Here is a 23,520-nt window from a genome sequence, read left to right as displayed (position 1 = left end):
TATTACAATGTGCTATTACCTGGAAGTGTTATTTTACTAATCATCTTATCAAAAAAATCAAAGGCTGTCGGATTATATTTTATGCGGTCAGTCAATTGCACTTCGCAAATTCTGAAAACACCTTTACCATATTTTAATTCACCCGCTGCCATTGCCGTACCTTTATCTCCTAACCAATTGGAGTTACCACTTGATAAAATGGGTTTCCATTCTGGAGCGGACATTGTATAGCTAAGTATTGGTGCTATATAACCTTCCTTACCATTGTACCATAAATTAAAATCAAAGGGCTGATTGTTTTTTACGATTGTGTGACCAGTGGAAGGTGAAACAAAATAATAATCACCCATACTGTTTTTTTCTATAGAAACTGAGGTATTCGCAATTGAGTACTGCTGCGCAGGAAGTTCCATAAACACCACTGTTTTACCGGCGTTGACCCATTCGTTTATTTGTGTTTCTTGTGTTTTATATTTTGCAAAATCATCAATCAATATTGCATCTGCTGTTTCACCAGAAGAAGCAATATTATAACCAGCCTGCTGGGTCAATGTTGCTGCCTTACCATTTCTTTCGCCTACAATATAAATCGTTCTTTTTGAAGGGGTAGTTTCCGGAAACGCTTCGAATGCAAAATCACTTTGGTTAACGCTCTCACCTTTTTCATTCACTAAAGACATTCGCAACGTGTATGCGGTCCGACTTCGAATGCCAGGCACTTTAAATTTAAGAAAGCCCTGAAACTGCGAACTGTTTACCGGAATGTTGGCAGCTATCTGGTTAGCCATTATAACCTTTCCTTCTTTTTCTATCTGATATTTCAGCTGGTAGCCTGCAGGAGCTATATTCAAGTCGTTGCAAATCCAGGCTTCAAAAGCCGTTTCTTCACCAGCAAAAAACTTGCTACGGTCGCTTCGCAAGGAGATCATCAAAGGCTCCAATGCATTGCGGTAAGTAAAGAAAGCTTTCTTTGGCTGACGGTCAACATCCATGATTGCTTTCATCCATCCCGCAGGCCATGCATCAATAAACAAATGAACTGCAAAAGACGTCATACGTGAATCGCGGCGGAAAGTTTCGGCTACAAATTTCATTGCCCACGCCTGGTAATCCTGACTAGCATTAATCCAGTCGCTTACACTATGCTGTGGATTGTACCACATTGAATGAAAACGATGGGTTTGTGACATGGCAATACGATTGGCAGTCCATGAGGCCTCTTCTTCCTTGGTTTTAGGTAACCAGGCTGCAGGATAATACTTCTGCATTACATTAAGCGGATCAAGACCTTCAGCGCCAAATTCGCCACAGGCATACATCCATCCAGGTTTTACGGGCTGCCAGTATCCTTTATACATTTTTCCAAGTCCAAGTCCATGTCCGTTATACCAAGTGTTGTAGCAATGATTATCAGGAAGGCCAGGAGAAGGTGGATCATAATCACCATCACCGGCTTTAATTACACGGTCAGGATTACTCAACAGTACGGCTTGGTCTAATGCTGTAAATAATCGATAGTATTCATCGGCAGTATTTAGGCTACGCTGAGGATTGCCTTCTGCATTAGGGAAACGCTCGTTAATATAAGTAACCACTATGGTTGAAGGATGGCTACGAACCAGACGCTCCATTTCTTCTACTTGTTTTATAGCTTCCGAAAATTGGTTACGGCGGATACTTCCAAACAAGGGGAGATCCGTTTGATTTAGTAAGCCCAGTTTGTCGCAATAATCATATACTTCAGGTTGAACCGGACGCTGGGTAAATCGCAAATAGTTAAGGTTACACAGTTTGGCCAGCAACAAATCTTCGGTTAACTGATTCCATTTTTTACCTTTTACCGATTGTTGCTCAAAGCCCATGCTATTGGCTCCACGTAAACGGATCATTTTTCCATTGAGATACATTTTCCCTTTAGGCGTATTTACAGTATCCATCATGAAGCTGCGCATACCAAATTGTTGCACCCGGGAATCGGTCAGATTCCCTTTTGCGTCATATATTTTTACCTGCAGCTGATAGAGCCATGGATGTTCAGGTTCCCAAAACCTAAACGATTTCATATCAATAGGAATGCGCAGGTAATTGGCCCCATAGCCCATTTTCAATTTCTTTTGTTCCCAATCTGATGGTTTTGCAAGATCACCTACACCAGGAATATAAGTAGTAGAAGGAATGTACTCCATATTCTCCACTATCTTTTCTGCAAAGTTTTGACCATATACAGAAATACGTAAGGAGGCATCGGCAGGATAAGGTTCGAAATTATTTACTTCTATCCAGGCTTCTGCTTTTGATGATTCCACCTGAGGACGAACAAAAATGTCGTTAATGTGCAGAGGAGCTCTCGATTCAATATAGCAATCTTGGGGAATACCCATTCCCGCAGGGCATATGTGCCAACCATTCCCCGGATCATCGTATCCAAAGCCAGTCATGCCATAGATCTTATCGCCAATAACAGCGTTGCCTTTATCGTCTTTACCGCCGGTTGTGGTAAAATCATTTTCCACTTTTACGAGTAAAGTGTTTTTTCCAGGATGAGCAATTTTTGAGATCTCAAATTCAAATGGTGCAAAAAAACCTTCGTGTGAACCGCAAAGCCTGCCGTTTATAAATACAGAAGCTTTATAATCCACCGCTTTGAAACAGATGAACAGGCTGCCTTTGGCAAAATCTTCTTGCGTTAATTCTACTTCTTTAAAATAGTAGGTAACTGCACGACCCAATGGCGGACCAAAATGAGGAATGTTAACTTTTTCCCATTTTCCTTCACCTTTAAGCGTCGCAGGAAAATTGCTGAGATCTTCGGGTGTTTCTACGCGCCAGTTAAATGTCGTTAATGGAATCTGTTTCCTTGTCTCCGCAGGTACTGGAGCCAGGTTTTGCATAAAAGGCTCGTACTGTTTTTTTAGTTTAGCCAGCTCTGCGTATAGCTCTTCTTTTGTAGAAATAGGTTTAACTGTTTTAAAAGCAGAAGCAGGGTTGTTTGAAACTGGTAAGTTGATGGCAGGCAATGCCGGAGGTTGCGGCTCTGTTAATAAGTGCATCCGTGTATTATACTTTCGGGCACCAATCTCAGCCAATTTATCTTGAGAATAAACGTGCTGAGATGCTAAGAAAAGTAAAGTAAAAAATGAAATAGTTTTTTTCATAACAATGATGTTTTTAACCTCATTTAGAGCTGTTAGGATTAGGTTTAAATTATTTTGTATAACTCTGATTTTATTACTTGGAGACGTTTTTAACTTAATGGGTTTAAGCAACCAATTAAGTTCATCCTGCTGTTAAATTTTAATTACAGTTTTACTTAAATGAGTCATTGAATGTTTTGATTCCAATAATAAATACCTACCTCCTGGAATTCTGTTAGTAATTGTTCTTTAGTTGTGAGACAAAATACTTCAATTCAACCTTTGAAAACGTTACTATTTTTCAACATTTTGTAATTTATGAGTTTTGTATCCAAGCTGTTATTTGGTCAACAGTATAATCTTGGCCAATTCAGAAATGCCTTCAGGATTTGCGTTGCATATCGTCATTTGATGTTCAATTTAATAAAAAAGGGAAGCATCCTGGCCTCCCTTCGTATAGTTTCAATAATACATTTCTATTTATTCGCTTCAGCAGTAAGCGCATACACGGCAAAAGAAGCCAGCCAGTGCTCACCGGCATAATCACCGCTTGCAACATGAGGCAATGCCTCTTCCATGTGTTTATTGGCCAATTGAATAAGAGACTCTTTGTTCTTTCCGGCATGACGAGCAATTCCATACAAGCACCATGCACGGCTCAAGTTCAAACCATCCAAATGAACCAATTTGCCATCTGTTCTGTCGAGTACTTTTCCAGGTTCTAAAACAATATTTCGTTGAAATAAAACTGGAAGAAATCCTTTTAACCATTTCTGGTATTCAGCTTTAGGCAATATACGCCACATTAAATCGGCTTCCTCCAAACAAGGGCTTAAAAAATCAGAGCCATTTGGTTCCCAAGTCATCGGACAGCCTTTATCGTTAAAATAAAAGCGCATAGCAGTTTCCTTTATAGAAGCCTGCAAAGGAGCATCATTATTAGCAACTGCATAGTCCCATGCTAGTGATAATCCGAAAGCAAGATTGGTATGTTCTCCAACACGGATTGGATACACTAACTTTTGGAGATAATTTATATAACTTGATGAAAAATGAGCGGTCAATGGTTTTACGTTTGCTGCAAGTTCCTTCCCAAGTGGATCATTCCAACTCTGTAACTCAGCATAAAGCTGTAACAGCCAACTCCAACCGTATGTGCGTTCAAAAGCTTTGTTGTCATTGTTTTTGAACAACTGAACTTCTTTTTCAATATTAGCTGCAGTAAGATTTAGCTTCAACTTAGAACGAATTTCAGCAGCTTGAGGCAGATTAGGATACATTTTCAAGAGCTTCACCAACATCCAATGGCCGTGAACACTCGAGTGCCAATCGAAGCATCCATAAAAGGCGGGATGATAATTTTTGGGTGCCGTTACCAACGACGAATCAAAAAACACGATGCCCGTTTTATATGGATATTCCTGCTGCATACATTTCAGTGGTAATGCTGCAAAGTGGGAAGCTCCTGCCTCAGTAAGTTTAAAAATGCCATTTTCCTTCTTATACAACTCGGTTTGAGCGAACATTTTTAAGGTTGAAAGAATTAACAGTGTGGTAATTAATAGTTTTCTGCGCATGGTTTACTTAATTGATTTTTTGGTGCCACAAACTTATTATTTTCTCTTTAACTCATTCCACAGTTTTAAAAATACGCCGTTTGTCCAGCCGAAACCATCTTGCAATTTATATTCTCCACCTCCACCAATACGGTTTAGATCCACCACATCGTATTTTTCCATCATTCTATTTGTATCAAAAAACACCTTGACGTTCAAATTGATCCAACGCTGAGCAATTGTGGTCGCCAAGGCGTCTTCCTTGTAGTTTTTTAAGCCTTTATAAGCAATCCACTGCAAGGGAGCCCATCCATTGGGTGCATCCCATTGTTCGCCCGTATGAATTTTCGTGGTCACCAGGCCACCGTCCTTTAAAAAATCAGTCTTAATTCTTTCTGCAAGCCGACTAGCTTGTTTTTCATCAGCCAGGTTAAAAAACAAGGGAAATACACCAGCCAAGGTGTAATTGTCATTCTGTTGGCCTGTTTTAAAGTTATAGTCGACAAAATAGCCGTCCTTTTCATTCCACAGGTATTTTTGAAGGGCTGCTTTACGGAGTGCGGCTTTATCGGAATAGTTTTTAGCATCATTTCGTTGAGCCAAACGGCAGGCTTTAGCCAAGGTTGTTTCCAGCTGATATAGCAAGCAATTTAAATCGACCGGAATGATTTGAGTGGTGAAGATGGTTTTGATGGAGGCTTTATCCTCAAACCAACGGCTGCTAAAATCCCAACCGGATTCGGCTGCAGCGCGAATATCTCTGTAAATAGATGAATCTGTATTCGTTTTACTTTTTGCATCAACATCCATTAAATAGGATTCAGGCCGGGGCTCGGCTAAATCATCCCAATAACGGTTTAATATTGAATTCTTGTCCAGCCGCACCACTCTGCCTTGTGCATGTTTTTTTGCGGATAATTGTTCTGCTCCTTTCATCCAGAATTGATATTCCTTTTCGAGAGAGGGAAGATATTTTATGTAGATGGAGTCGCCTTTACTTTCGGCCAATAAATCAACCATCAGGGAAAAGAAGGGCGGTTGTGAGCGCGACAAGTAATAAGTTCGGTTTCCGTTGGGTATATGACCGTATTGCTCAATGAGGTAGGCAAAATTATCAATCATGTTTTCAATCAGCTCAACTCTTCCGGCTTCCTGCAAACCGAGCATGGTAAAATAACTGTCCCAGTAATACACTTCTCTGAACCTTCCTCCTGGAACGATATACGGTTTGGGAAGTGGGATTAAAGAGGAGGTTTGAGCATTGGGATTATCACTTCGACTTAAATCAGACCAGAGGTTGTCAATGTGCCTTAATACATCGGCAGTATCAAGAAATAGGGTGTCGAAGTTTTGACCAACAAACTGTTTTAAGTTAAAGTTGGATGTTCCCCGTTGGTCCAGGTATTTTTTACGAATAACTTCCGGTGAAAACTTCGGCTTACAATCCACAAATTTCTTTTGATCAGAAAAAATCTGACCTTGCTGAACGGCTTTAAAAAGTTCCTCGTATTCAACAACAGGATTAATTTGAGCGGATGTTTTACCTCCCCAAAACAGACTTAATGTTGCGATGAAAACCAGAAGTAGTTTTTTCATGCGAAGATTCTTTTACCAGTATCAAAATACCAATAAAAGGTCATTTCCAAAGACTTGAAAGTAGAAATATAATACAAAGCCCGAATTGAAGTTCTTATGTGTGTTGTAAATTCACCAAGTATTTGTCTCCATACAAGTAGCTATTCTTTTAAATATTCAGCTTGTCTAACGGACTTTTATCTGGTCAAAACCTTTGGTGGAAATGTGCGTGTATATTTCAGTGGTTTTGTTGCTGCCATGTCCTAATAAACTTTGAGAGCGGGGCAACCTGGTTAGGCTCGGAGTGTAACCGGCTTAGGTTCGAAGGGTAACCAGGTTAGGCCTGGAGGGTAACCAGCTTAGGTTCGGAGGGTAACCTTGTTAGGCCTGGGGGAAATCAGCTTAGGTTCGGAGGGTAACCAGGTTGATCTGGAAGGGTAACCAGATTAGGTCCGGAGGGTAACCAGGTTAGGTCTGGAGGGTAACCTTGTTAGGTTGGAAGGGTAACCCGGTTAGGATACGAAGTTAACCTGCTTAGAAACTGCCGACCATGGAATTAAGCAAAAAAGGGCAAAAGGTGAAAACGGCCATTCAACTGCTTTTCTACGCGTTCAGTATGAAAAAAACTGAAAATCGTTCATTCAATTCTCAGGGGCTTAACTCTTCTAACTTTGTTAAATGGTCCTGCTTGCCCAATGGACTTCATCTAATTAGGTTCTCAGGACCGTTTGGGTTTTTTCAACAAAAAAGAAGCCCTTGCCAATTTGGCAAGGGTGCTTAGCATTTTCATTATACAGTGCACAGTTTGAGAACAACGCAGGTTGTTTCAAAAAATCCTTCAGGCTATTTCTTAATGCGCTTCTAACCAATTCTGCCCAATACCGCTTTCAACCAAAATAGGCACTTCCATTTTAATGGCCGATTTCATTTGTTCTTCAATGATTGGGCGCACTTGCTCTATTTCTGATTTTGGCACATCGAACACCAACTCATCATGCACCTGCAAAATCATTTTGGTTTCCACTTTTTGCGCTTTCAGTTCACGGTGAATATTGATCATGGCTACTTTAATCATGTCAGCTGCTGACCCTTGAATCGGAGCATTGATGGCATTTCGTTCGGCAAAGCCACGCACGGTAGCATTGGCCGATGTGATGTCTCTCAAATACCTTCTGCGGCCCAAAATGGTTTCAACAAAACCTTGTTCACGTGCAAAATTGATCGTATCATGCATGTACTGCTTAATTCGCGGATACTGAATAAAATAATTATCGATGATCTCAGCCGCTTCTTTACGTGGAATGCCCAGGTTTTGCGAAAGTCCAAAAGCCGATTGTCCGTAGATGATTCCGAAGTTTACCGCTTTCGCATTTCTACGTTGCTCGCTGGTTACTTCATCCAAAGAAAGTCCATACACTTTGGCGGCTGTCGCGCGGTGAATGTCCAAACCTTGTATGAAGGCATCCATCATCCCTTCATCTTTGCTGATCTCGGCGATGATGCGCAATTCGATTTGCGAATAATCGGCAGATAACAATACATGATCATTATCCTTAGCGATAAACGCCCTGCGCACCTCACGACCTTTTTCGGTACGGATCGGAATATTCTGAAGGTTCGGATTATTAGAACTCAACCTTCCTGTAGCCGCGACAGCCTGGTTAAACGAACTGTGAACACGTCCCGTACGCGGATTGATCATCAATGGCAAAGCATCAACATAAGTCGATTTTAGCTTTTGCAACTGACGGAAATCAAGAACATCCTGTACCATTTCGTGTTTTGGCGCTAATGCGGTCAGCACATCTTCTCCGGTCTGGTATTGGCCGGTTTTGGTTTTCTTCGCTTTCGGATCGAGTTGCAATTTATCAAACAGCACTTCACCCAATTGCTTTGGCGAAGCGATATTGAACTTTAAGCCTGCCTTTTCATAGATCTGTTTTTCTAGTCTATGGATATCATGTTTCAGTTCTTTTGAATACTCGGCTAAGCCTGCTTCATCAATCCGGATGCCTTCTTTTTCGATATCAGCCAATACATACACCAATGGATTTTCCACCTCTTCGGCCAGTTTAATCGCATTTAGATTGGAAAGAATCGGAGTAAAGGCATCTCTTAGTTGCAAGGTAACATCGGCATCTTCAGCAGCATATTCCCCTGCTTTTTCAACTTCGACAGTACGCATATTCTCCTGATCTTTCCCTTTTTTGCCGATAAGCTCGGTAATGGAAATGGGTTTATAATTCAGGTAAGATTCCGAAAGAAAATCCATGTTATGACGTGTGTCGGCATCAATCAGATAATGAGCCAGCATGGTATCAAAAAGTTTTCCTTGCACCTCTATACCGTACCATTTCAATATTAAAACATCATACTTAATGTTTTGGCCGATCTTTTCAATAGCCGGACTTTCAAATACTGCCTTGAACTCATGAACGATACGTTGCGCTTCTTCCTGATTTTCTGGAATGGGAACATAAAAAGCCTCTCCTTTTTTCCAGGAGAATGAAAGGCCTACCAACTCCGCATTATTAGCATCTGTTCCGGTGGTTTCCGTATCAAAACTGATAGCTGCTTGTAATGCCAAATCAGTGATCAGTTGTTTACGCTGTTCAGCTGTATGAAGTATCAGGTAATTATGTTCTGTACTATGGATGGTTTTAAAATCGGAGGTTTTCTCATTTATTTCTTCTACCAAAACTTCTTCAGCTTTGCGAATAGAGGAAACCGCTGCACCGCTAACCGGATTACCAAAAAGATCGGTTTGCTGATTAGGGTTCTGCAAGGCTCCTCCTCCGGTAACCGTAAAGGTTTCGCCAAACACACGGCGGCCAATGGTACGAAACTCGAGTTCTGCAAAAACAGGTTCCAGTAATTCCTTGCTCGGACTCTTAATTCTTAGATGCTCCTCATCCAGTTCAATTGGTGCATTTAACAGGATGGTAGCCAGTTTTTTTGATAGCAGGCCCTGATCTTTAAAATTCTCTACATTCTCCTTCTGCTTTCCTTTAAGTTCATGTGTATTTTCAAAAATGCGCTCCATTGAGCCATATTTCTGAATTAAGAGCTTGGCTGTTTTCTCTCCAATTCCTGGGATGCCTGGGATGTTATCAACGGCATCGCCCCAAAGCCCTAAAATATCGACCACTTGCTCCACGCGTTCAACTTCCCATTTCGAAAGCACTTCTTGAACGCCCATAATTTCTATACCATTCCCCATACGCGCTGGTTTATAGATATAGATGTTGTCGGTTACCAATTGTGCGAAGTCTTTGTCAGGAGTCATCATGTAGGTAATGAATCCGGCTTGCTCAGCTTTTTTGGCCAGCGTTCCGATAATATCATCGGCTTCATAACCATCAGAAGTAATTACCGGAATATTAAAGCCTTCGATAATACGTTTCACGTAAGGCATGGCTGCGGCCAAATCTTCTGGCATAGCCTCACGATGCGCTTTATAATGTTCAAAGTCAGAATGGCGTTCGGTTGGGGCAGAAGTGTCGAATACCACCGCCATATGCGTAGGATTTTCTTTTTTTAATACTTCTAAAAGGGTATTGGTAAAACCCATCATCGCCGAGGTGTTTATACCAGAAGCTGTAAAACGAGGGTTTTTACTCAATGCAAAATGGGCACGGTAAATCAAGGCCATGCCGTCAAGTAGGAATAACTTCTTAGTCACAGATTGTTATTTTGTGGTTTTAGCAAATGTAAGTATAAGTTCAAAAGTTGTATGCGGAAAGTTTTTGGCCTCAACCTACCTACATAGCCAATTATAGCTCACTTCACATTAAATGTTTCGCAATGTAAAACAGTTGGCTCAAATTCAAGCAGAAAGTTATTATCTTCAGGATAATACTTGGCTTTTTCAACATCTTCTCCAGCAAATGCTTTAATACTTTCGTAATTGTCCCAGGTTGAAACCGTCCAAAAATGAGCAATATTTGCTTTAATTTTTCTCCAGACTTTTACTTCAATGTTGCCTGGGGTAGCTCTATAATCTTTAGTGCCGGTTTTAAGTAAAAAATCAAGATAAGCATCAGCATCAGAGGCCTTAGTTTTTCCATGCCATATTCTTGTGATCATTTTGCTATTTATAAAGTCTTGTACTTAGGAAGATTGACAAACAATACTCCGATTAAAATGACACCTAATGCTAGTATTTGTTTTAATGTGAAAGGTTCATTGGCAAATAACCCACCCAGCACCACAGCAATAACCGGGTTTACATAGGCATAGGTTCCCACTTGTACCGGCGGACAAACTGTTATTAACCAAACATAGGAAATATAGGCTACCAGCGATCCCATTATGGCCAAGTATAACAGAGCCAGCCATGCATCATGTGTAACTGATTTAAAAGAAAATATGCTCAATTCTCCTGCAATTAAACTGGCCAGTAAACTAAATACCCCTGAAACTAATAACTGGATACTTACATTTATCATTGTTGAATCAGTAGTGGGCTTGTATTTAGCATACAATGAACCAAACACCCATGCTATTCCTGCTCCTACCAAAACGAATACGCTAATTATCTGCATCATTTCTCGTTCGGATATATGCTGTTTGGTCGCACCGATTCCTCCGAATAATAAAATCACCCCGCCAAAACCAAGTAACACCCCTAGAATAATTAGTTTATCAGAGAAATAATTCGCCCATTGCTTTTTATCAAGCAGTATGAACCAAAAGGGTAAGGTTGCTACGATTATGGCTGTGGTGCCCGACGGTAAGTATTGTTCGGCCCAGATAACCGACCCAGAGCCTATAGACAACATTAAAACACCACTAATCGCGTTCTTTTGTATGGATTTTATAGAGGGGGCCTTTTCTTTTTTTAATATACACCATGCTGATAAAAACACACCTGCAATAAAAAATCGCATACATGCCATTAAAAACGGAGTAATGCTTTTCAACGCAATTAGGATAGCCAAATAGGTAGAGCCCCAAATAAGGTAGATAGCGGCAAATGCTAAAGCAATAAGCCATTTATTGGGGGCTGCTCCTTCGTTCATTTATCCGTGTATTTACTATTCAATAAAATTAAGGATTCAATTAGTGCTTTCGTATAAAGCAATCAATAATATGATCATTTATCATGCCGGTGGCCTGCATATGAGCATAACAAATTGTGGTTCCGAAAAACGTAAAGCCTCTCTTCTTCATGTCTTTGGAAATAGCATCCGAAACTTCCGTTCTTGCAGGAATTTCTTTCATGCTTTTCCAATTGTTCACAATTGGCTGTTGATTGGGCAAAAAGCCCCACATATACTTGCTGAACGAGCCATACTCTTTTTGAATTTCGATGAAGAGCTTGGCATTGTTGATGGCTGATAAAATCTTCAAGCGATTACGAATAATTCCTTCATCATTTAGTAACCGTTCTACATCTGTATGGTCAAACTTCGCTACTTTTTCAACATCAAAATCGGCGAAGGCCTTACGGTAGTTTTCCCGCCGGCGTAAAATGGTAATCCAACTCAAACCCGCCTGCGCTCCTTCTAACAATAAAAACTCAAACAATGTTTTATCATCACGCACCTCTTTTCCCCATTCTTCATCGTGGTATTTTATGTAAAGTTCGTCAGTGCCAGCCCAGGTGCATCGAGTTAGTCCCTGGTCTTGAGTTATAGTGTCTTGAGTCATATCTGAAAATTATCGAGATTAGATAAAAGTTCCACGTTTTCATTCAAGTCATTATAAACAGCAGCGCAAAATCAAGCCACACTTGTGTTTGAGACTACTTCATGACTGTTCCTGCAATTCATCCCAGTACTCCACAGCTCTGCGATAGTGTGGAATAACGATGGACCCTCCAACAAGGTTAGCGATCATGAAAATTTCATTCATTTCTTCAGTATTTACTCCTGCTTCGTGGCATTTGCCTAAATGATACTTGATACAATCATCGCAACGCAGCACCATTGAAGCAACTAAGCCCAGCATTTCTTTAGTTTTAACATCCAATGCACCATCGGCATACGAAGTTGTGTCTAAGGCAAAGAAACGTTTGATATTAGTATTGGCCGTTTCCATGATACGATCGTTCATTTTAGTACGATAGTCATTAAACTCGTCGATAAGGTTTCCCATCTGATTAAAAAATTATGAATGTTGAATTGTGAATGTTGAAATAATTAAAAATTTTAGAATTCATCATTTTAAAATTTCCGTCGCAGGATCCCAGTACCGTTTTTTAAAGTCGACTATTTTATCATCTTCCACCTTAATGCCTTCGCTTTCGAGTAATTCCTGCATTAAATTGGGGCTGCCAAAATGCAATTTACCGGTTAGCAAACCTAAGCGATTGACTACGCGATGAGCAGGAACGGGCGGGAAAGTAGTATTGGCATTATTCATTGCCCAACCTACCATTCTGGAACTGCCGCCGGTTCCCAAAAAATTGGCAATTGCACCATAAGAGGTTACCCTTCCCGATGGAATTTGACGAGCTACTTCATAAACACGTTCGTAAAAACTTTGATTTTTGTCCACCTGCAGTTTTAGGTTATATTGAATTTAAAATTAAAAATTTCGCAAACAACAAACTAAAAAACGCCTCCCCTAAATTCGGAAGGCGTTGTTCTAGTGTCTCAGCTTTAACTTGATGTAATTAATATTTTTTCCCTGTGCCAGGTACTTTTCTTCGTAATAAGTTTTGATCTCCAAAATATCATCCAACAGTTCCGATTTATAAAGGTCATTGGTATGTACGATCAATTCTTCCTGCTCACGGGCGACTCCTAATGTGTATTCATATAAGCTGTCGCTATCTGTTTTGAGATGGAGAAATCCTTCCGGTTTTAAAATCTTTTTATAATTGCTAAGAAATCGGGGAGAGGTTAAACGTTTTTTTTCACGGCTAACCTGAGGTTGTGGATCTGGGAAGGTGATCCAGATTTCTGAAACTTCATCTTTCTCAAAATAGTCTTCAATATGATCAATCTGAATTCTCAGAAAGGCTACATTTTGAATGCCTTCTTCCGTAGCCGTTTTAGCCCCTCGCCACAAGCGATTGCCTTTTATATCGATACCAATATAGTTTTTGCCATGTGTGTGCTTAGCCTGATTTACTGAATACTCACCCTTGCCACAACCTAGCTCCAGCACAATTGGGTGATCATTTTTAAAATAATCACTCGCCCACTTCCCCTTTAATGTATTGTCTTTCTGAAAAACGTTGGGGAACGTTTTCAACTCTTCGAATTGTCTTATCTTATATTTTCCCACAGGGCAAAGATAAAAAGATGAAGAATATTGAACGAGTTGCTCTTTGTTTTAAAATTGCTCCATTTAAAATGCTTCATTGAAATTGAAATAAAAACCACTGCTGCCCCGGCCAAGTCCGTAATCCAAACGCAAATTCATTCGGGGCTGCACTTCATAACGAAAACCGAGACCGCCGTTAGGCAACCAATTTTTAAATTCAGCAGGATCCTGACCAATAGATCCCGTACCCAGCCAGCCAACCATACCGCATTTGCCCGGTTTATTTGTCTTGTTATAAAACGTGTGCCTGTATTCAGCAATCCCAAATAACATGCATTTATCTCGATATTGCCCCCAACGATAGCCCCGCAGGTCAAAAGGTGTTCCCAATTGTGACATTTCACCATAGGGGACATCTCCTACAGCAAACCGTCCACGGAGCTGCAAGGCTAGAGTATGAGCCTCTTTTGAGATGGCGTAATATTTACGAGCATCAAAAGAATAAACCTGATAAACATTGTCTCCACCCAGAACACCTGTATAAAAAGCAACCTGAGCCTCCAGAAAAATTCCCTTCCAGGCATTTACGGCAACATCACGGGTGTCATGCTGAAACATAATACCCAGACCGCTGTTGAAAGGTCTATTGTTATACTGCTGATAAGTTGGATCGGCAGCGACTCCAACACTTTCCTCATCGCCTTTGGTATAATTTAAATCCAGTATTCCTCCTGCAAAAAAACCTTTCTTAAACTGCCATAACAAGCGCGGATAGAGCTGAAACCACAGTCGCCGGTATTGCGTGGTACTATCCGATTTGGGAGTGTTTAATCCGGCATCGTAACCAATGCCATAATAATTATCCTCCATGTCTTTGTACCAGAGATCGCTGTATAATCGATATTTATCATGCTTAAAAAAAATGGTTGCACGTGAAGCTAGGAAATATGAGCCGGTTGAACCCCATCCGATATTAAACGGAGCGGATGAGCGCTGCAGTAAAGTATCAGATTTATCCATTCTCCAGGATGTCAACACACTGCCTGCTATGGTGAATCCCAATTCGGGTGTGTAGGCTGGTCCGGCAAGCGGAGTGATTAAAAACTTTCCTTCCTGAATTTTACGGGCCCGCACCTGTTGACGCTTTTCCTTCTTTGATAAAGTATCTTGCCCCTGAGCATCCCTGGCAGTCATAAGGCTCAATACAAAAAGAAGGTAGATTAACAAAGATGCTCTCATGGTTAAAAAAATCGACTTACCACAGGAATCGGTAGTTTGCTGATATCAAAAATTGCGTTCGTTTTCCGAAAGTGCCGAGTTCTGTACGAATCTGTAATCGTTTGTTGTGTTGATATTGGGCGCCAAAAACCATGTTCCAGGGTTCCGCTACTCTCTTATTGAGTTTATAGTGAATATTGCTGTCGCCGGGATCGTTTCCTTCAAAATAATCAATTAGACGCTGGTAAAGTGGCTGAAGAGCTGCTTGCCGGGGAGGAGGTAAATTATTGTACCAATTGTTAAGATCTTCTATGAATTCATCCTCCTTCCCAGGAGTTAAGTCGGGAAATATACTGCTGATAGGAACATTGCCTTCTGTGTCAGATTTTATCTTTTGTCGGAAAGGACCGAACCAGACAGCAACATTCCGGTCGGGTTTGCTCTTATCTTGAAAGGTATGCCCCACTCGTATACAAAGAATGCTGGCGGGAACCGGATCGGTAAGCACGCTTACGTTTGCCCAGTTGTAATTATTATCAACGGCTACCCAAACCGGGCCGAAGCCGCCGGCAGCCGTAAAACCAACACCCAGGCTGTTAGCGGTAAATCGTTGGCTGGTAGAAAAATTGATAGGATCTACTAATGAAACATCCGTAACGGTATGGCCCGTTCCTATAATGGAATAAACGTTTAGAAATGGAAATACCCAGATGTCCGGCCTAATAGTAAAAGCATGGGTTTCTCCGATTATAGCACCAAACTTAATCAGGTCACTTACGTCAGTTAAGGGATTGTCATTTAATCCTATTTCAATCGTTGAAATGTTAATATCCTGCCTTTGAGCGAAATAATTTGCACCAATACCGAGCGGAAAAGGCACATCAAACCCCTTTTTATAGGCTTTTTTTGCCAAAATAGGGAATTTGTACTTATAGTCCATCGTTTTCAGGCTATCGTAGTAACGTTTATAAGCCGGGTTATTGGTCTTGATAGTATATTGTGCCTTAACGGTCAAACAAGGAATAAGAATGACTATCAGAAATAGAATTTTTTTCATGTCATTTATGGTAGAGTGTAAAATAGGCAGTGTATGTTCAAATTCGTACAATTCTTGCGCCATATTTATAAGACATGAGGTTAAGGAGTGCTCTTAATATGCTGGTAAAGAGCAAGTTGTTCTCTTGTTGTGGTTTTAAATTCAGTGAACAGACAACTTCAAATCAGTCTTCTTTTTGCCCGTCCAAGTAATATTCTAAAAAAGGCCTAAATTTGGCCCGGATAAAGCAGTAATTTCAAGACCTAATGAATAAGGACGCAAAAATTTTTATAGCAGGACATCGAGGTATGGTTGGTTCGGCCATTAAACGTAAACTGGAAAAAGAGGGATATGCCAATATTATTGTTCGTACTTCGAAAGAGCTCGATTTACGCAATCAGCAACAGGTAGCTGATTTTTTTGCTTCTGAAAAACCTGAGTATGTGTTTCTGGCAGCGGCAAAAGTAGGCGGAATTGTTGCTAATAACACCTATAGAGCCGATTTTATTTATGAAAACCTAGCAATACAAAATAACGTCATTCATCAATCACATGTCAATGGGGTGAAGAAATTAATGTTTTTAGGTTCATCGTGCATTTATCCTAAAATGGCTCCTCAGCCTTTAAAGGAAGAATACTTACTAACAGGTCAGCTGGAGCCTACCAACGAACCATATGCAATTGCTAAAATTGCAGGGATTAAAATGTGTGAGGCTTACCGCGCTCAATATGGTTGTAATTTCATTTCGGTGATGCCAACCAATTTGTACGGGCCAAACGACAACTACGACCTCGAAAAATCGCATGTTCTGCCGGCTTTGATTCGGAAGTTTCACGAAGCCAAAGTGGACAACAAAGCATTCGTTGAAATATGGGGAACTGGTTCGCCGATGCGTGAGTTTTTATATGCCGATGATTTGGCAGAGGCATGTTTCTATTTAATGGAGCATTACAATGAAGCCGGACTGATTAATGTGGGAACAGGAGAAGATCTTTCAATCAAAGATCTTGCTTTAACCGTAAAAGAAGCAGTAGGCTTTACCGGAGAATTGGTGTTTGATAGCAGCAAGCCTGACGGAACACCTCGTAAACTTATGGATGTTAGCAAACTGCATTCATACGGCTGGAAACATAAAATAGAACTTCATGAAGGTATTAAACTCGCCTATCAGGATTTTTTGAATAGATATTGCGATAAGGTTGCTAGTTAATTGTCGTTATACTAAAAGTAAAAGGGAATGTTTCGAGTACGGAACATTCCCTTTTTGATTATATCGTTTGTTGACGGATAACCAGCCATTAATCATTAATCATCGTTATAAATTTCACTTTCCCAATCAACCGAATCCTGACCAAAATCAAAGCCATCTTTGGGTTTGTCTTTGCCAAAAGCAAGTACTTTCAAAAAGCGACCAATTTTATGCATGTCTACATTTTTAGCGTTTTTAGTAACTGTCTCAGCGGCCAATCCGGCCAAAGCACCAACAAATGGATTGGTTTTAGTTCCTTTAGCGATTAATGTGCTGATTAGCATAGGTATTAGGCCGGATAAGCCTGTTTTTAATAAGGAGCCCATCGGGCTTTCTTCACTCGTAGTATTGGCTTCTCCTTCTTTTTTTCCGGATGGAGAAAGCAGACGCAGTATTTTAAATACCGGTTTTAGCCTATCATTAAAATCGCTGACTTGAGTCGTAATTAGAGCTTCTTTTTGATCTTGCAAAATCAATAAACGTGCTTTTTCAGCTCGCAACTGTTCAAGATTTTCAATTTTGTTTAAACTTATCATCATCGGCCTCCTTAAGGAAATTCTGGATGAATTTATTCACTAATGGCTTTTCAATATACTCTTCTTTGCTTACCATAATAATAATGGCAAATAACAAGTATATCCCCGCTACCATTAAAAAACCTAATGCAAAGCTATGCACAAGTGTGGAGAGGTAAAAGCCTAATGCAATGCTTCCAAACAGGAAGAATAGAAGCAAAAATAAAACAACTGACCCTTGTGTAATTAAATTTGCTAATAATGTGGCAATATTTTCGACCATGGTTAATTTGACAATATTGAACTTTATGTTCATATATTCTTTCACGTCATTAACCATATCGGTGAGTTTTTTTCTATCGTCGATCATTGTAGGTAGTATCTGAAAAATAAAAAGTGGTGCAGCGTATGCACCACTGATCTACAATTTAGATTCCAAGTTCTTCACTTGCCTGATTTACTCTGGATGCAAGTTTACTTTTGGCTGTTTCAATTGTGCTATTCAATTTACCGAGCAAATCGTCGCCAGTTTTTTTCAGATTATCTCCCAGTTTTTCGCGAAGATCTGTGCCTTTTTCCGGAGCCAACAATATACCTAAGGCGGCTCCCACTGCTACCCCTGCTAAAAGGGCAAGCATTGTTTTTGAGTTATCATTCATAAGCGTTTTTATTTAAATAAAAAAATAGAAATATTAATGCCAACTATGTTATTAATCTACTCATAATCATTGAATTGAGATTCAGGGTCGTTTAATTTGAGTCGATTTAATTCATAAATTTTCACGAGTAAAATAAAAAACGACATTAACAGTGGACCAAAAACCAAGCCCAACATGCCGAACATTGGTATTCCGATAATAACACCAATGATAGTTATAATTGGGTGAGTATCAGCTACTTTTTTAGATATAAAGTATCTCAAAACGTTATCGATATTGGTAACTAATATGAAACCCCATAGCAACAGTCCAACTCCTTGGCCGGTATGTCCATTTGAGATTTGAATAATTGCAACAGGAACAAAAACCAAAGGCGCTCCTATCAAGGGTACAAATGCTAAAAACACGGTAATTACACCCCAAAACAGTGCATCTTCTGCCCCAAATATCAAGAATCCGATAGCAAGCAGCCCTCCTTGCACCACTGCAATTAATGCCTGACCCAATACATTTGAGTAGGTCATGTTTCTTACTTCGTTTCCAAACCGGAGGTTATCAGCAGTAGTAAGTGGAGAATATTTCATTAGCGCAGTTTCCATTGCCTTATAGTCGCTAAACATGAAATACAACAGAAAATACATGATAGAAAGAGTAAACAAGGTGCTTGCAACACCGCTTACCGCCGAAGAAATAATACTAACACCTACTGACTGTAATTTACTAAAAACATCTTGAATTAGGTGAGGTTGATGAAATTTTTCATTAGCAAATTTGTCGATATTACTGAATAGAGCCTGTATATCTGATGGATTGCTAGCAACCTCATGAATTTTACTCGCTACCATACTCACCATGGTTGAAACAGGCAGAATTACCACGAAAAAAGAAATAAGAAGAATAATTATGGCTGCCAATGCTCTATGGAAATGTTTTTTTTCAGTAAGCCAAATATTTAATGACCTGAAAATAGTATAAAACACAATCGCGCCCAAAACCGCACTAAGGAGCCCTCGGGCGGCATATCCTAATAAAAGGCCTAATGCTACTATAATGGCCAGAATAATGTAATTACGCTGCTTAAAGTTTAAAACCGCCATATGATTGTATTTGCGGTAAGTTAAAAAAAACAGGAGCAATAAAAAAGGGACTTGGCGCCCCCTTTTTAGTTTTTGTCTTAATTAATTATTGCATTTTAAACTCAACACGACGGTTTTTCTGGCGACCTTCTTCTGTATCATTAGAAGCAATAGGACGAGTTTCGCCATATCCAACTGTTGATATATTAGAAGATTTAACACCTGCTTTTACAAGCGCTTTTTTAGCACTGTTGGCACGACGTTTAGAAAGATTCATGTTGTACGCTTCGGTACCTTCGATTGAGGCATGACCTTCAATAATTAATTTGGCATTTTGGGCAATCAATTCAGAGGCGAGAGTTTTGATAGCAGGCAGAGATTCAGAGCGTAATTTATCAGAGTTAAAATCGAATTGGATGATGTTTTTGTTGGTTGGGTCCACGGTAACGGTATCCTTAGGGAATACAATAGTGCGTCCGGCGCCGTCAACTATATTACCGGCAGGAGTAGCGGGTTCTTTGTCAAAAGCATCAGAAACACCATCTCCATCAGTATCTTTCTTCATGTTTGAAATTTCACCTTCCGATGCAGTAACACGAGTTTTAATTGCCGCAACTTCTTTACGAAGTTCATCGTCTTTCAACTCATCATACATTAAGGCAACAGGGTTGGCCCAATCAAGATTTTGTTTTGATGTTTTGCCAAGGCTAAATTCTAATCCTCCGTAACCGTAAGAGTACTTATCTTTTGAAGTTGCGTTTGCAAAAGATCCATCTAAATTATCAGCATCAACGAAGTTCATGGTATAACCCAGGTTTGCTGCTATACGCTCGCTTAATTTAAATTTCAATCCCGCACCAGCCGGAATAAACTGTTCGGTTCTGCTGCCCGCACCAGCATCAAAACCCATTATGCCGTAACCAGCTTCAAAGAAAAGAGCGACCTTGTTTTCACGCTTAAGGAACATATTAGTCAGGTCGACATGAGCTTTCAATGAAGTTGCGTAGTTAACATCTGTAGAAAATGATGTGGGAGCTGCAGATTCAGTTGAACCTGATAATTTACCTCCGTTAAAGTCGGCCTTCAGGGCAAAAGCTGGAGAAATTTGCTTTTTAATGAATGCGCCGTAACCAAAATTTGCATCCCAATTATTGTAATCGTTAGTTCCACCTATTAATGCTACAGGCGCCATAACTCCCGCATTAATACCAATAGACCAAGTACGGAACTGACTAGCGCCACCAAATGTCTTGGGCTTGCCGTCAGCTGATTGTGATTCTTGTGCAAAAGCAGGGACTGTTACCGTTGCTGCCAGTGCAAAACTTAAAAGTGTTGATTTGTTCATAAATTAATTCTCATGTGCTGTTGGCTTAAAGGCAAGGAGTTTGCCATAATGGCGGCTTAAGATTTAGATGAAATTAAGTTACAGTATAAGGAGCTGAACGTTAGGTTATTTAATGATGTAGTAAATATTTACCTTTCTTATTCAACCGGAGATAATGAAAAAGTAACTGTGAATTTTGTTCCCAAACCTTCCTCACTTTCCACATCGACATTCCCGTTATGATTCAAAATAATGTTTTGTGTACTGGTGAGCCCTAATCCGGTTCCGTTTTCTTTATCTGAATAAAATGGTTCGAACAACTTTCCTATATTTTCTTCACTTATACCCGAACCATTGTCTTCTATTTCAATAATGGCCTTAGCATTTTTGCAGAGGGTGCGAAGGGTAAGTACTCCTTTTTGCGGGGGCATTGCTTCAATAGCATTGATGATGATATTTAAGAGCGCTATTTTTATTTTTTCAGCATCAGCAGCCACATAACAATCATCACTGGTATATTCTTTTATCACAACAATTTCATTGAGCTTTATTCGGTCAATGGCGAGTTCCAAACTGGCATCAAGTAACTCATTAACCGAAAGACGTTCCAATTGTAAATATTCTGCTCTGGTACTGTTGAGAAGCTGGGTAATTAAAACGTTAATACGCGTGCAGTTTCGTTGAATGATATCAAAGTAAAAATTATAATCTTCATTATCCTCGATGCTGATTTCCTGTTTGAGTTGTTCCAAAGCTAGATTAACATTGGTTAGCGGATTTCTAACCTCATGAGCTATGGTGCGCGCCACACGTCCTGTGGCATCCAACTTTTGTGACATGATACGTTCCTGAACATTTCTTTTTAGTTCAGTAATATCATGAATTATACCTTGATAAAACATTGTACGCCCTTCGGCATCATACTGAGCGGATGCGGTAATCAATACGTAAATTCGTTCGCGCTGCGCGTTAATCAATGTTACCTCAAAATCGGTTACAGAACCTCGCTGTGAAATTTGTTTAAGAAACTCTTTCCACTCATTTTCATTTAAGAAAAACTCAGGCAAGACCGACAAACGCAATTCTTTCATATCAGTACCCAAAAGAGTCACTGCTGATTCGTTAATGTCAAGTACATCGCCATCTCGGTTTATAATGAAGATCACATCTTTTGATTGCTCAAACAGGCTTCTGAATTTGCGCTCACTCTTAAGCAATTTATCCTGATCAATTTTACGTTCTGTAACATCCTGAAGCACACTCAGCACCTGAGTCGCATTGCCAAATTCATCAGACCGGAAAGCTACCTGCCTGCTGTACAACCAGCGTAAGCTGCCATTTTTATGCTTGAATCGATATTCATTTTCAAGCACTGAGCCTTCTTTTAGATTTCTCATATTGGCAACAAAAGCATCAAAATTGCCTATGTCTTCTCCCTTAACAATATCCAGCATCGTATTCATAGTAAATTGACTCATTTCATCAATGCTGTATCCAACGATTGCGGGCAATTGTTTGTTGATATAAAGAGGTTTGAGGGTAGGAACGTCAATAACCAGAATTCCTGTAGGTGTATTGTTGGCAATTTTTTCGATGAAGTTTTTACTTTCTTCGAGTTCAATCGCATTTCTCTTGATTTCGGTTATATCATCAAATACTAACACGAACCCATCCAGGTAACGTACCGCATTTATATAAAACCACCTGTTTAAATGCTCTGAATAATATTCATCCTGCACCTTTTTATCAGACTCAACAACCTTTACATATTCCTCATACAAGCCATTTTTTTTTACATATGGGAAAAGCTCTGTAATGGTATGCCCCTTTAGATCGTCGGCAAAAGAATACCTATACAACTTCCGCAGCATGTTGTTTGCACTCGGATTGGAAAGCAGGGTTTTAAAATCGACGATTTGGCCTTCTTCATTTCTAATACTTTCAAAGGCAAGAATAACATAGCTTGAGCTGTTCAATACCCCAGTAATGAGTTTCTCAGCTTTTTGGCGCTCGCGATATTGCTCATTAAGCGTTTGCACGGCATCTTTCTCATTGCGCAAAGTTTCAAGGTAGTTCAAACATAAACCCACAAAAGGAATTCCGTAGGTAATTAATTTCATAAAATGGGCAATCATGAAATTATTATCGAACATTACTCCAGCGCTGAAAGCCATATGCAACTGAGTGAAAATGGCCGGAAACAAACTAAGGACTAATGTTTGTGAAAATATGGAAGGATATTTTTCATAAAACTTAGGAAAGACAAATACTCCTGCAATAAAATAAAGGATTAATGGAACTCCATCATAAGGATGTGTATAAAACGGTCCAGTAAGTATTGATTCCGGTAAAGTGGGTAAATTCATAAGCACGTTGATGGTTAGCAACGTGAGTAGAATAAAGATTAAGCTAATGGAAGTAATGAAACTTGTATGCCCAAGCTGATCCGATTGGTTTTTTCCTGGTCTTTGAACCAGAAACATGCCTGTGCCAATTATAAGAATAAGCGCATGATAACCACTGCTCAATAACCACGTGAACGCCGAAATGTCAACATTATCATTCGTTATATTGATTAGGCGGGTGGCGGTAAGAATATGAAAAACATCAAAAAGCCCTGCACAAAATAAGGCCACCCCTACAATTGGGGTTGTAATATCTCGCTTTATACTATAATCAACAAAGGCTAAAATTACAGTTAAAAAGGCAATGGCAATGGCCATTCCTACCAGCATAACATGCACAAAACGCCCAGCCAATGCTTCGTAAATCAGGTTTTGCTGACTTTCGTAAGTTAAATCATTGAGTTGTGAGATGTCAAGAATTTCATTCTTAAAGCCAAAATCAACTCCAAGAAGATTAAGTACACTCGGCAGTATACAAATAATAAGAGTAGTCCATATGAACTGTCGAGGTAGTTTATAGGTGGCCGATAGCCTGTTAAATTTATTTAACACAATTA

19 protein-coding genes are annotated in these 23,520 nt (G+C 39.8%); 1 reads left to right on the top strand and 18 read right to left on the bottom strand.

What is annotated here, in order from left to right:
* Window positions 1–2: 2 nt before the first annotated feature.
* The 12 genes from FN756_RS05695 to FN756_RS05635 all read right to left on the bottom strand — a co-directional run bounded on the left by FN756_RS05695 (window position 3) and on the right by FN756_RS05635 (window position 15,818).
* The gene (locus tag FN756_RS05695; RefSeq protein WP_142602268.1) at window positions 3–3,155 is read right to left on the bottom strand and encodes a glycoside hydrolase family 2 TIM barrel-domain containing protein; all 3,153 of its coding nucleotides are present in this window, start codon (window positions 3,153–3,155) and stop codon (window positions 3–5) included.
* 455 nt (window positions 3,156–3,610) lie between these two features.
* Window positions 3,611–4,711, bottom strand: coding sequence for a DUF2891 domain-containing protein (locus tag FN756_RS05690; protein ID WP_221929026.1), 1,101 nt, complete (start codon window positions 4,709–4,711; stop codon window positions 3,611–3,613).
* A gap of 36 nt (window positions 4,712–4,747) precedes the next feature.
* Window positions 4,748–6,286, bottom strand: a complete 1,539-nt coding sequence (gene treF / locus FN756_RS05685) for an alpha,alpha-trehalase TreF (RefSeq protein WP_142602266.1) — start codon at window positions 6,284–6,286, stop codon at window positions 4,748–4,750.
* Between the two features lie 829 nt (window positions 6,287–7,115).
* The gene (polA, locus tag FN756_RS05675) at window positions 7,116–9,917 is read right to left on the bottom strand and encodes a DNA polymerase I (RefSeq protein WP_246085443.1); all 2,802 of its coding nucleotides are present in this window, start codon (window positions 9,915–9,917) and stop codon (window positions 7,116–7,118) included.
* A 128-nt stretch (window positions 9,918–10,045) separates the two neighbouring features.
* Window positions 10,046–10,351 carry an antibiotic biosynthesis monooxygenase gene (locus FN756_RS05670; RefSeq protein WP_142602262.1) on the bottom strand — a complete coding sequence of 102 codons (306 nt, stop codon included), beginning with the start codon at window positions 10,349–10,351 and terminating at the stop codon, window positions 10,046–10,048.
* 8 nt (window positions 10,352–10,359) lie between these two features.
* Entirely contained in the window at window positions 10,360–11,286 is a 927-nt protein-coding gene (locus FN756_RS05665) for an EamA family transporter (RefSeq protein ID WP_142602260.1), read from the bottom strand.
* A 40-nt stretch (window positions 11,287–11,326) separates the two neighbouring features.
* On the bottom strand, window positions 11,327–11,917 hold the full coding sequence (locus tag FN756_RS05660) for a DNA-3-methyladenine glycosylase I (protein WP_142602258.1): 591 nt from the start codon (window positions 11,915–11,917) through the stop codon (window positions 11,327–11,329).
* 99 nt (window positions 11,918–12,016) lie between these two features.
* Window positions 12,017–12,364, bottom strand: coding sequence for a carboxymuconolactone decarboxylase family protein (locus tag FN756_RS05655; protein ID WP_142602256.1), 348 nt, complete (start codon window positions 12,362–12,364; stop codon window positions 12,017–12,019).
* Between the two features lie 63 nt (window positions 12,365–12,427).
* Window positions 12,428–12,766: an MGMT family protein gene (locus FN756_RS05650; protein WP_142602254.1), complete on the bottom strand. Its 339-nt coding sequence runs from the start codon at window positions 12,764–12,766 to the stop codon at window positions 12,428–12,430.
* A gap of 90 nt (window positions 12,767–12,856) precedes the next feature.
* On the bottom strand, window positions 12,857–13,501 hold the full coding sequence (gene trmB / locus FN756_RS05645) for a tRNA (guanosine(46)-N7)-methyltransferase TrmB (RefSeq protein WP_142602252.1): 645 nt from the start codon (window positions 13,499–13,501) through the stop codon (window positions 12,857–12,859).
* A 63-nt stretch (window positions 13,502–13,564) separates the two neighbouring features.
* The gene (locus FN756_RS05640; protein ID WP_142602250.1) at window positions 13,565–14,719 is read right to left on the bottom strand and encodes a BamA/TamA family outer membrane protein; all 1,155 of its coding nucleotides are present in this window, start codon (window positions 14,717–14,719) and stop codon (window positions 13,565–13,567) included.
* A 16-nt stretch (window positions 14,720–14,735) separates the two neighbouring features.
* Window positions 14,736–15,818 carry a hypothetical protein gene (locus FN756_RS05635; protein ID WP_221929025.1) on the bottom strand — a complete coding sequence of 361 codons (1,083 nt, stop codon included), beginning with the start codon at window positions 15,816–15,818 and terminating at the stop codon, window positions 14,736–14,738.
* A 182-nt stretch (window positions 15,819–16,000) separates the two neighbouring features.
* On the opposite strand from FN756_RS05635, the gene fcl reads away from it, so the two are divergent.
* The gene (gene fcl / locus FN756_RS05630) at window positions 16,001–16,945 is read left to right on the top strand and encodes a GDP-L-fucose synthase (protein WP_142602248.1); all 945 of its coding nucleotides are present in this window, start codon (window positions 16,001–16,003) and stop codon (window positions 16,943–16,945) included.
* A gap of 95 nt (window positions 16,946–17,040) precedes the next feature.
* Here the strand turns inward: fcl and FN756_RS05625 are convergent, their stop codons facing one another.
* From FN756_RS05625 to FN756_RS05600, 6 genes are all read right to left on the bottom strand, one after another.
* A complete protein-coding gene (locus FN756_RS05625) occupies window positions 17,041–17,523 on the bottom strand; it encodes a hypothetical protein (protein ID WP_185955193.1) in 483 nt (160 codons plus the stop codon).
* A complete protein-coding gene (locus FN756_RS05620) occupies window positions 17,498–17,869 on the bottom strand; it encodes a hypothetical protein (RefSeq protein ID WP_142602244.1) in 372 nt (123 codons plus the stop codon). Before FN756_RS05620 ends, FN756_RS05625 begins: the two co-directional genes overlap by 26 nt.
* A gap of 58 nt (window positions 17,870–17,927) precedes the next feature.
* Window positions 17,928–18,158 (bottom strand): YtxH domain-containing protein, encoded by a 231-nt coding sequence (locus FN756_RS05615; RefSeq protein ID WP_142602243.1) that lies wholly within the window; start codon window positions 18,156–18,158, stop codon window positions 17,928–17,930.
* Window positions 18,159–18,214: 56 nt separating this feature from the next.
* Window positions 18,215–19,255 carry an AI-2E family transporter gene (locus tag FN756_RS05610; RefSeq protein ID WP_142602241.1) on the bottom strand — a complete coding sequence of 347 codons (1,041 nt, stop codon included), beginning with the start codon at window positions 19,253–19,255 and terminating at the stop codon, window positions 18,215–18,217.
* Between the two features lie 85 nt (window positions 19,256–19,340).
* Window positions 19,341–20,579: an OmpA family protein gene (locus FN756_RS05605; RefSeq protein ID WP_142602239.1), complete on the bottom strand. Its 1,239-nt coding sequence runs from the start codon at window positions 20,577–20,579 to the stop codon at window positions 19,341–19,343.
* A gap of 137 nt (window positions 20,580–20,716) precedes the next feature.
* A complete protein-coding gene (locus FN756_RS05600; protein ID WP_142602237.1) occupies window positions 20,717–23,515 on the bottom strand; it encodes a PAS domain S-box protein in 2,799 nt (932 codons plus the stop codon).
* Between the last annotated feature and the right edge of the window lie 5 nt (window positions 23,516–23,520).

The organism is Solitalea koreensis (assembly GCF_900182575.1).
GTDB lineage: Bacteria > Bacteroidota > Bacteroidia > Sphingobacteriales > Sphingobacteriaceae > Solitalea > Solitalea koreensis.
Note: the sequence above shows the minus strand (reverse complement) of the source record. Positions and strands in the feature narration are given on the sequence as shown.

Bases quoted from the DNA above. Each gene is read 5' to 3' on its own strand.
- FN756_RS05620 (WP_142602244.1), bottom strand. From the start codon at position 17,869: ATGATCGACGATAGAAAAAAACTCACCGATATGGTTAATGACGTGAAA.
- FN756_RS05670 (WP_142602262.1), bottom strand. From the start codon at position 10,351: ATGATCACAAGAATATGGCATGGAAAAACTAAGGCCTCTGATGCTGAT.
- FN756_RS05625 (WP_185955193.1), bottom strand. From the start codon at position 17,523: ATGATGATAAGTTTAAACAAAATTGAAAATCTTGAACAGTTGCGAGCT.
- FN756_RS05660 (WP_142602258.1), bottom strand. From the start codon at position 11,917: ATGACTCAAGACACTATAACTCAAGACCAGGGACTAACTCGATGCACC.
- FN756_RS05610 (WP_142602241.1), bottom strand. From the start codon at position 19,255: ATGGCGGTTTTAAACTTTAAGCAGCGTAATTACATTATTCTGGCCATT.
- FN756_RS05635 (WP_221929025.1), bottom strand. From the start codon at position 15,818: ATGGCGCAAGAATTGTACGAATTTGAACATACACTGCCTATTTTACAC.
- FN756_RS05655 (WP_142602256.1), bottom strand. From the start codon at position 12,364: ATGGGAAACCTTATCGACGAGTTTAATGACTATCGTACTAAAATGAAC.
- fcl (WP_142602248.1), top strand. From the start codon at position 16,001: ATGAATAAGGACGCAAAAATTTTTATAGCAGGACATCGAGGTATGGTT.
- FN756_RS05640 (WP_142602250.1), bottom strand. From the start codon at position 14,719: ATGAGAGCATCTTTGTTAATCTACCTTCTTTTTGTATTGAGCCTTATG.
- FN756_RS05665 (WP_142602260.1), bottom strand. From the start codon at position 11,286: ATGAACGAAGGAGCAGCCCCCAATAAATGGCTTATTGCTTTAGCATTT.
- FN756_RS05695 (WP_142602268.1), bottom strand. From the start codon at position 3,155: ATGAAAAAAACTATTTCATTTTTTACTTTACTTTTCTTAGCATCTCAG.
- FN756_RS05690 (WP_221929026.1), bottom strand. From the start codon at position 4,711: ATGCGCAGAAAACTATTAATTACCACACTGTTAATTCTTTCAACCTTA.
- treF (WP_142602266.1), bottom strand. From the start codon at position 6,286: ATGAAAAAACTACTTCTGGTTTTCATCGCAACATTAAGTCTGTTTTGG.
- FN756_RS05605 (WP_142602239.1), bottom strand. From the start codon at position 20,579: ATGAACAAATCAACACTTTTAAGTTTTGCACTGGCAGCAACGGTAACA.
- polA (WP_246085443.1), bottom strand. From the start codon at position 9,917: ATGGCCTTGATTTACCGTGCCCATTTTGCATTGAGTAAAAACCCTCGT.
- FN756_RS05615 (WP_142602243.1), bottom strand. From the start codon at position 18,158: ATGAATGATAACTCAAAAACAATGCTTGCCCTTTTAGCAGGGGTAGCA.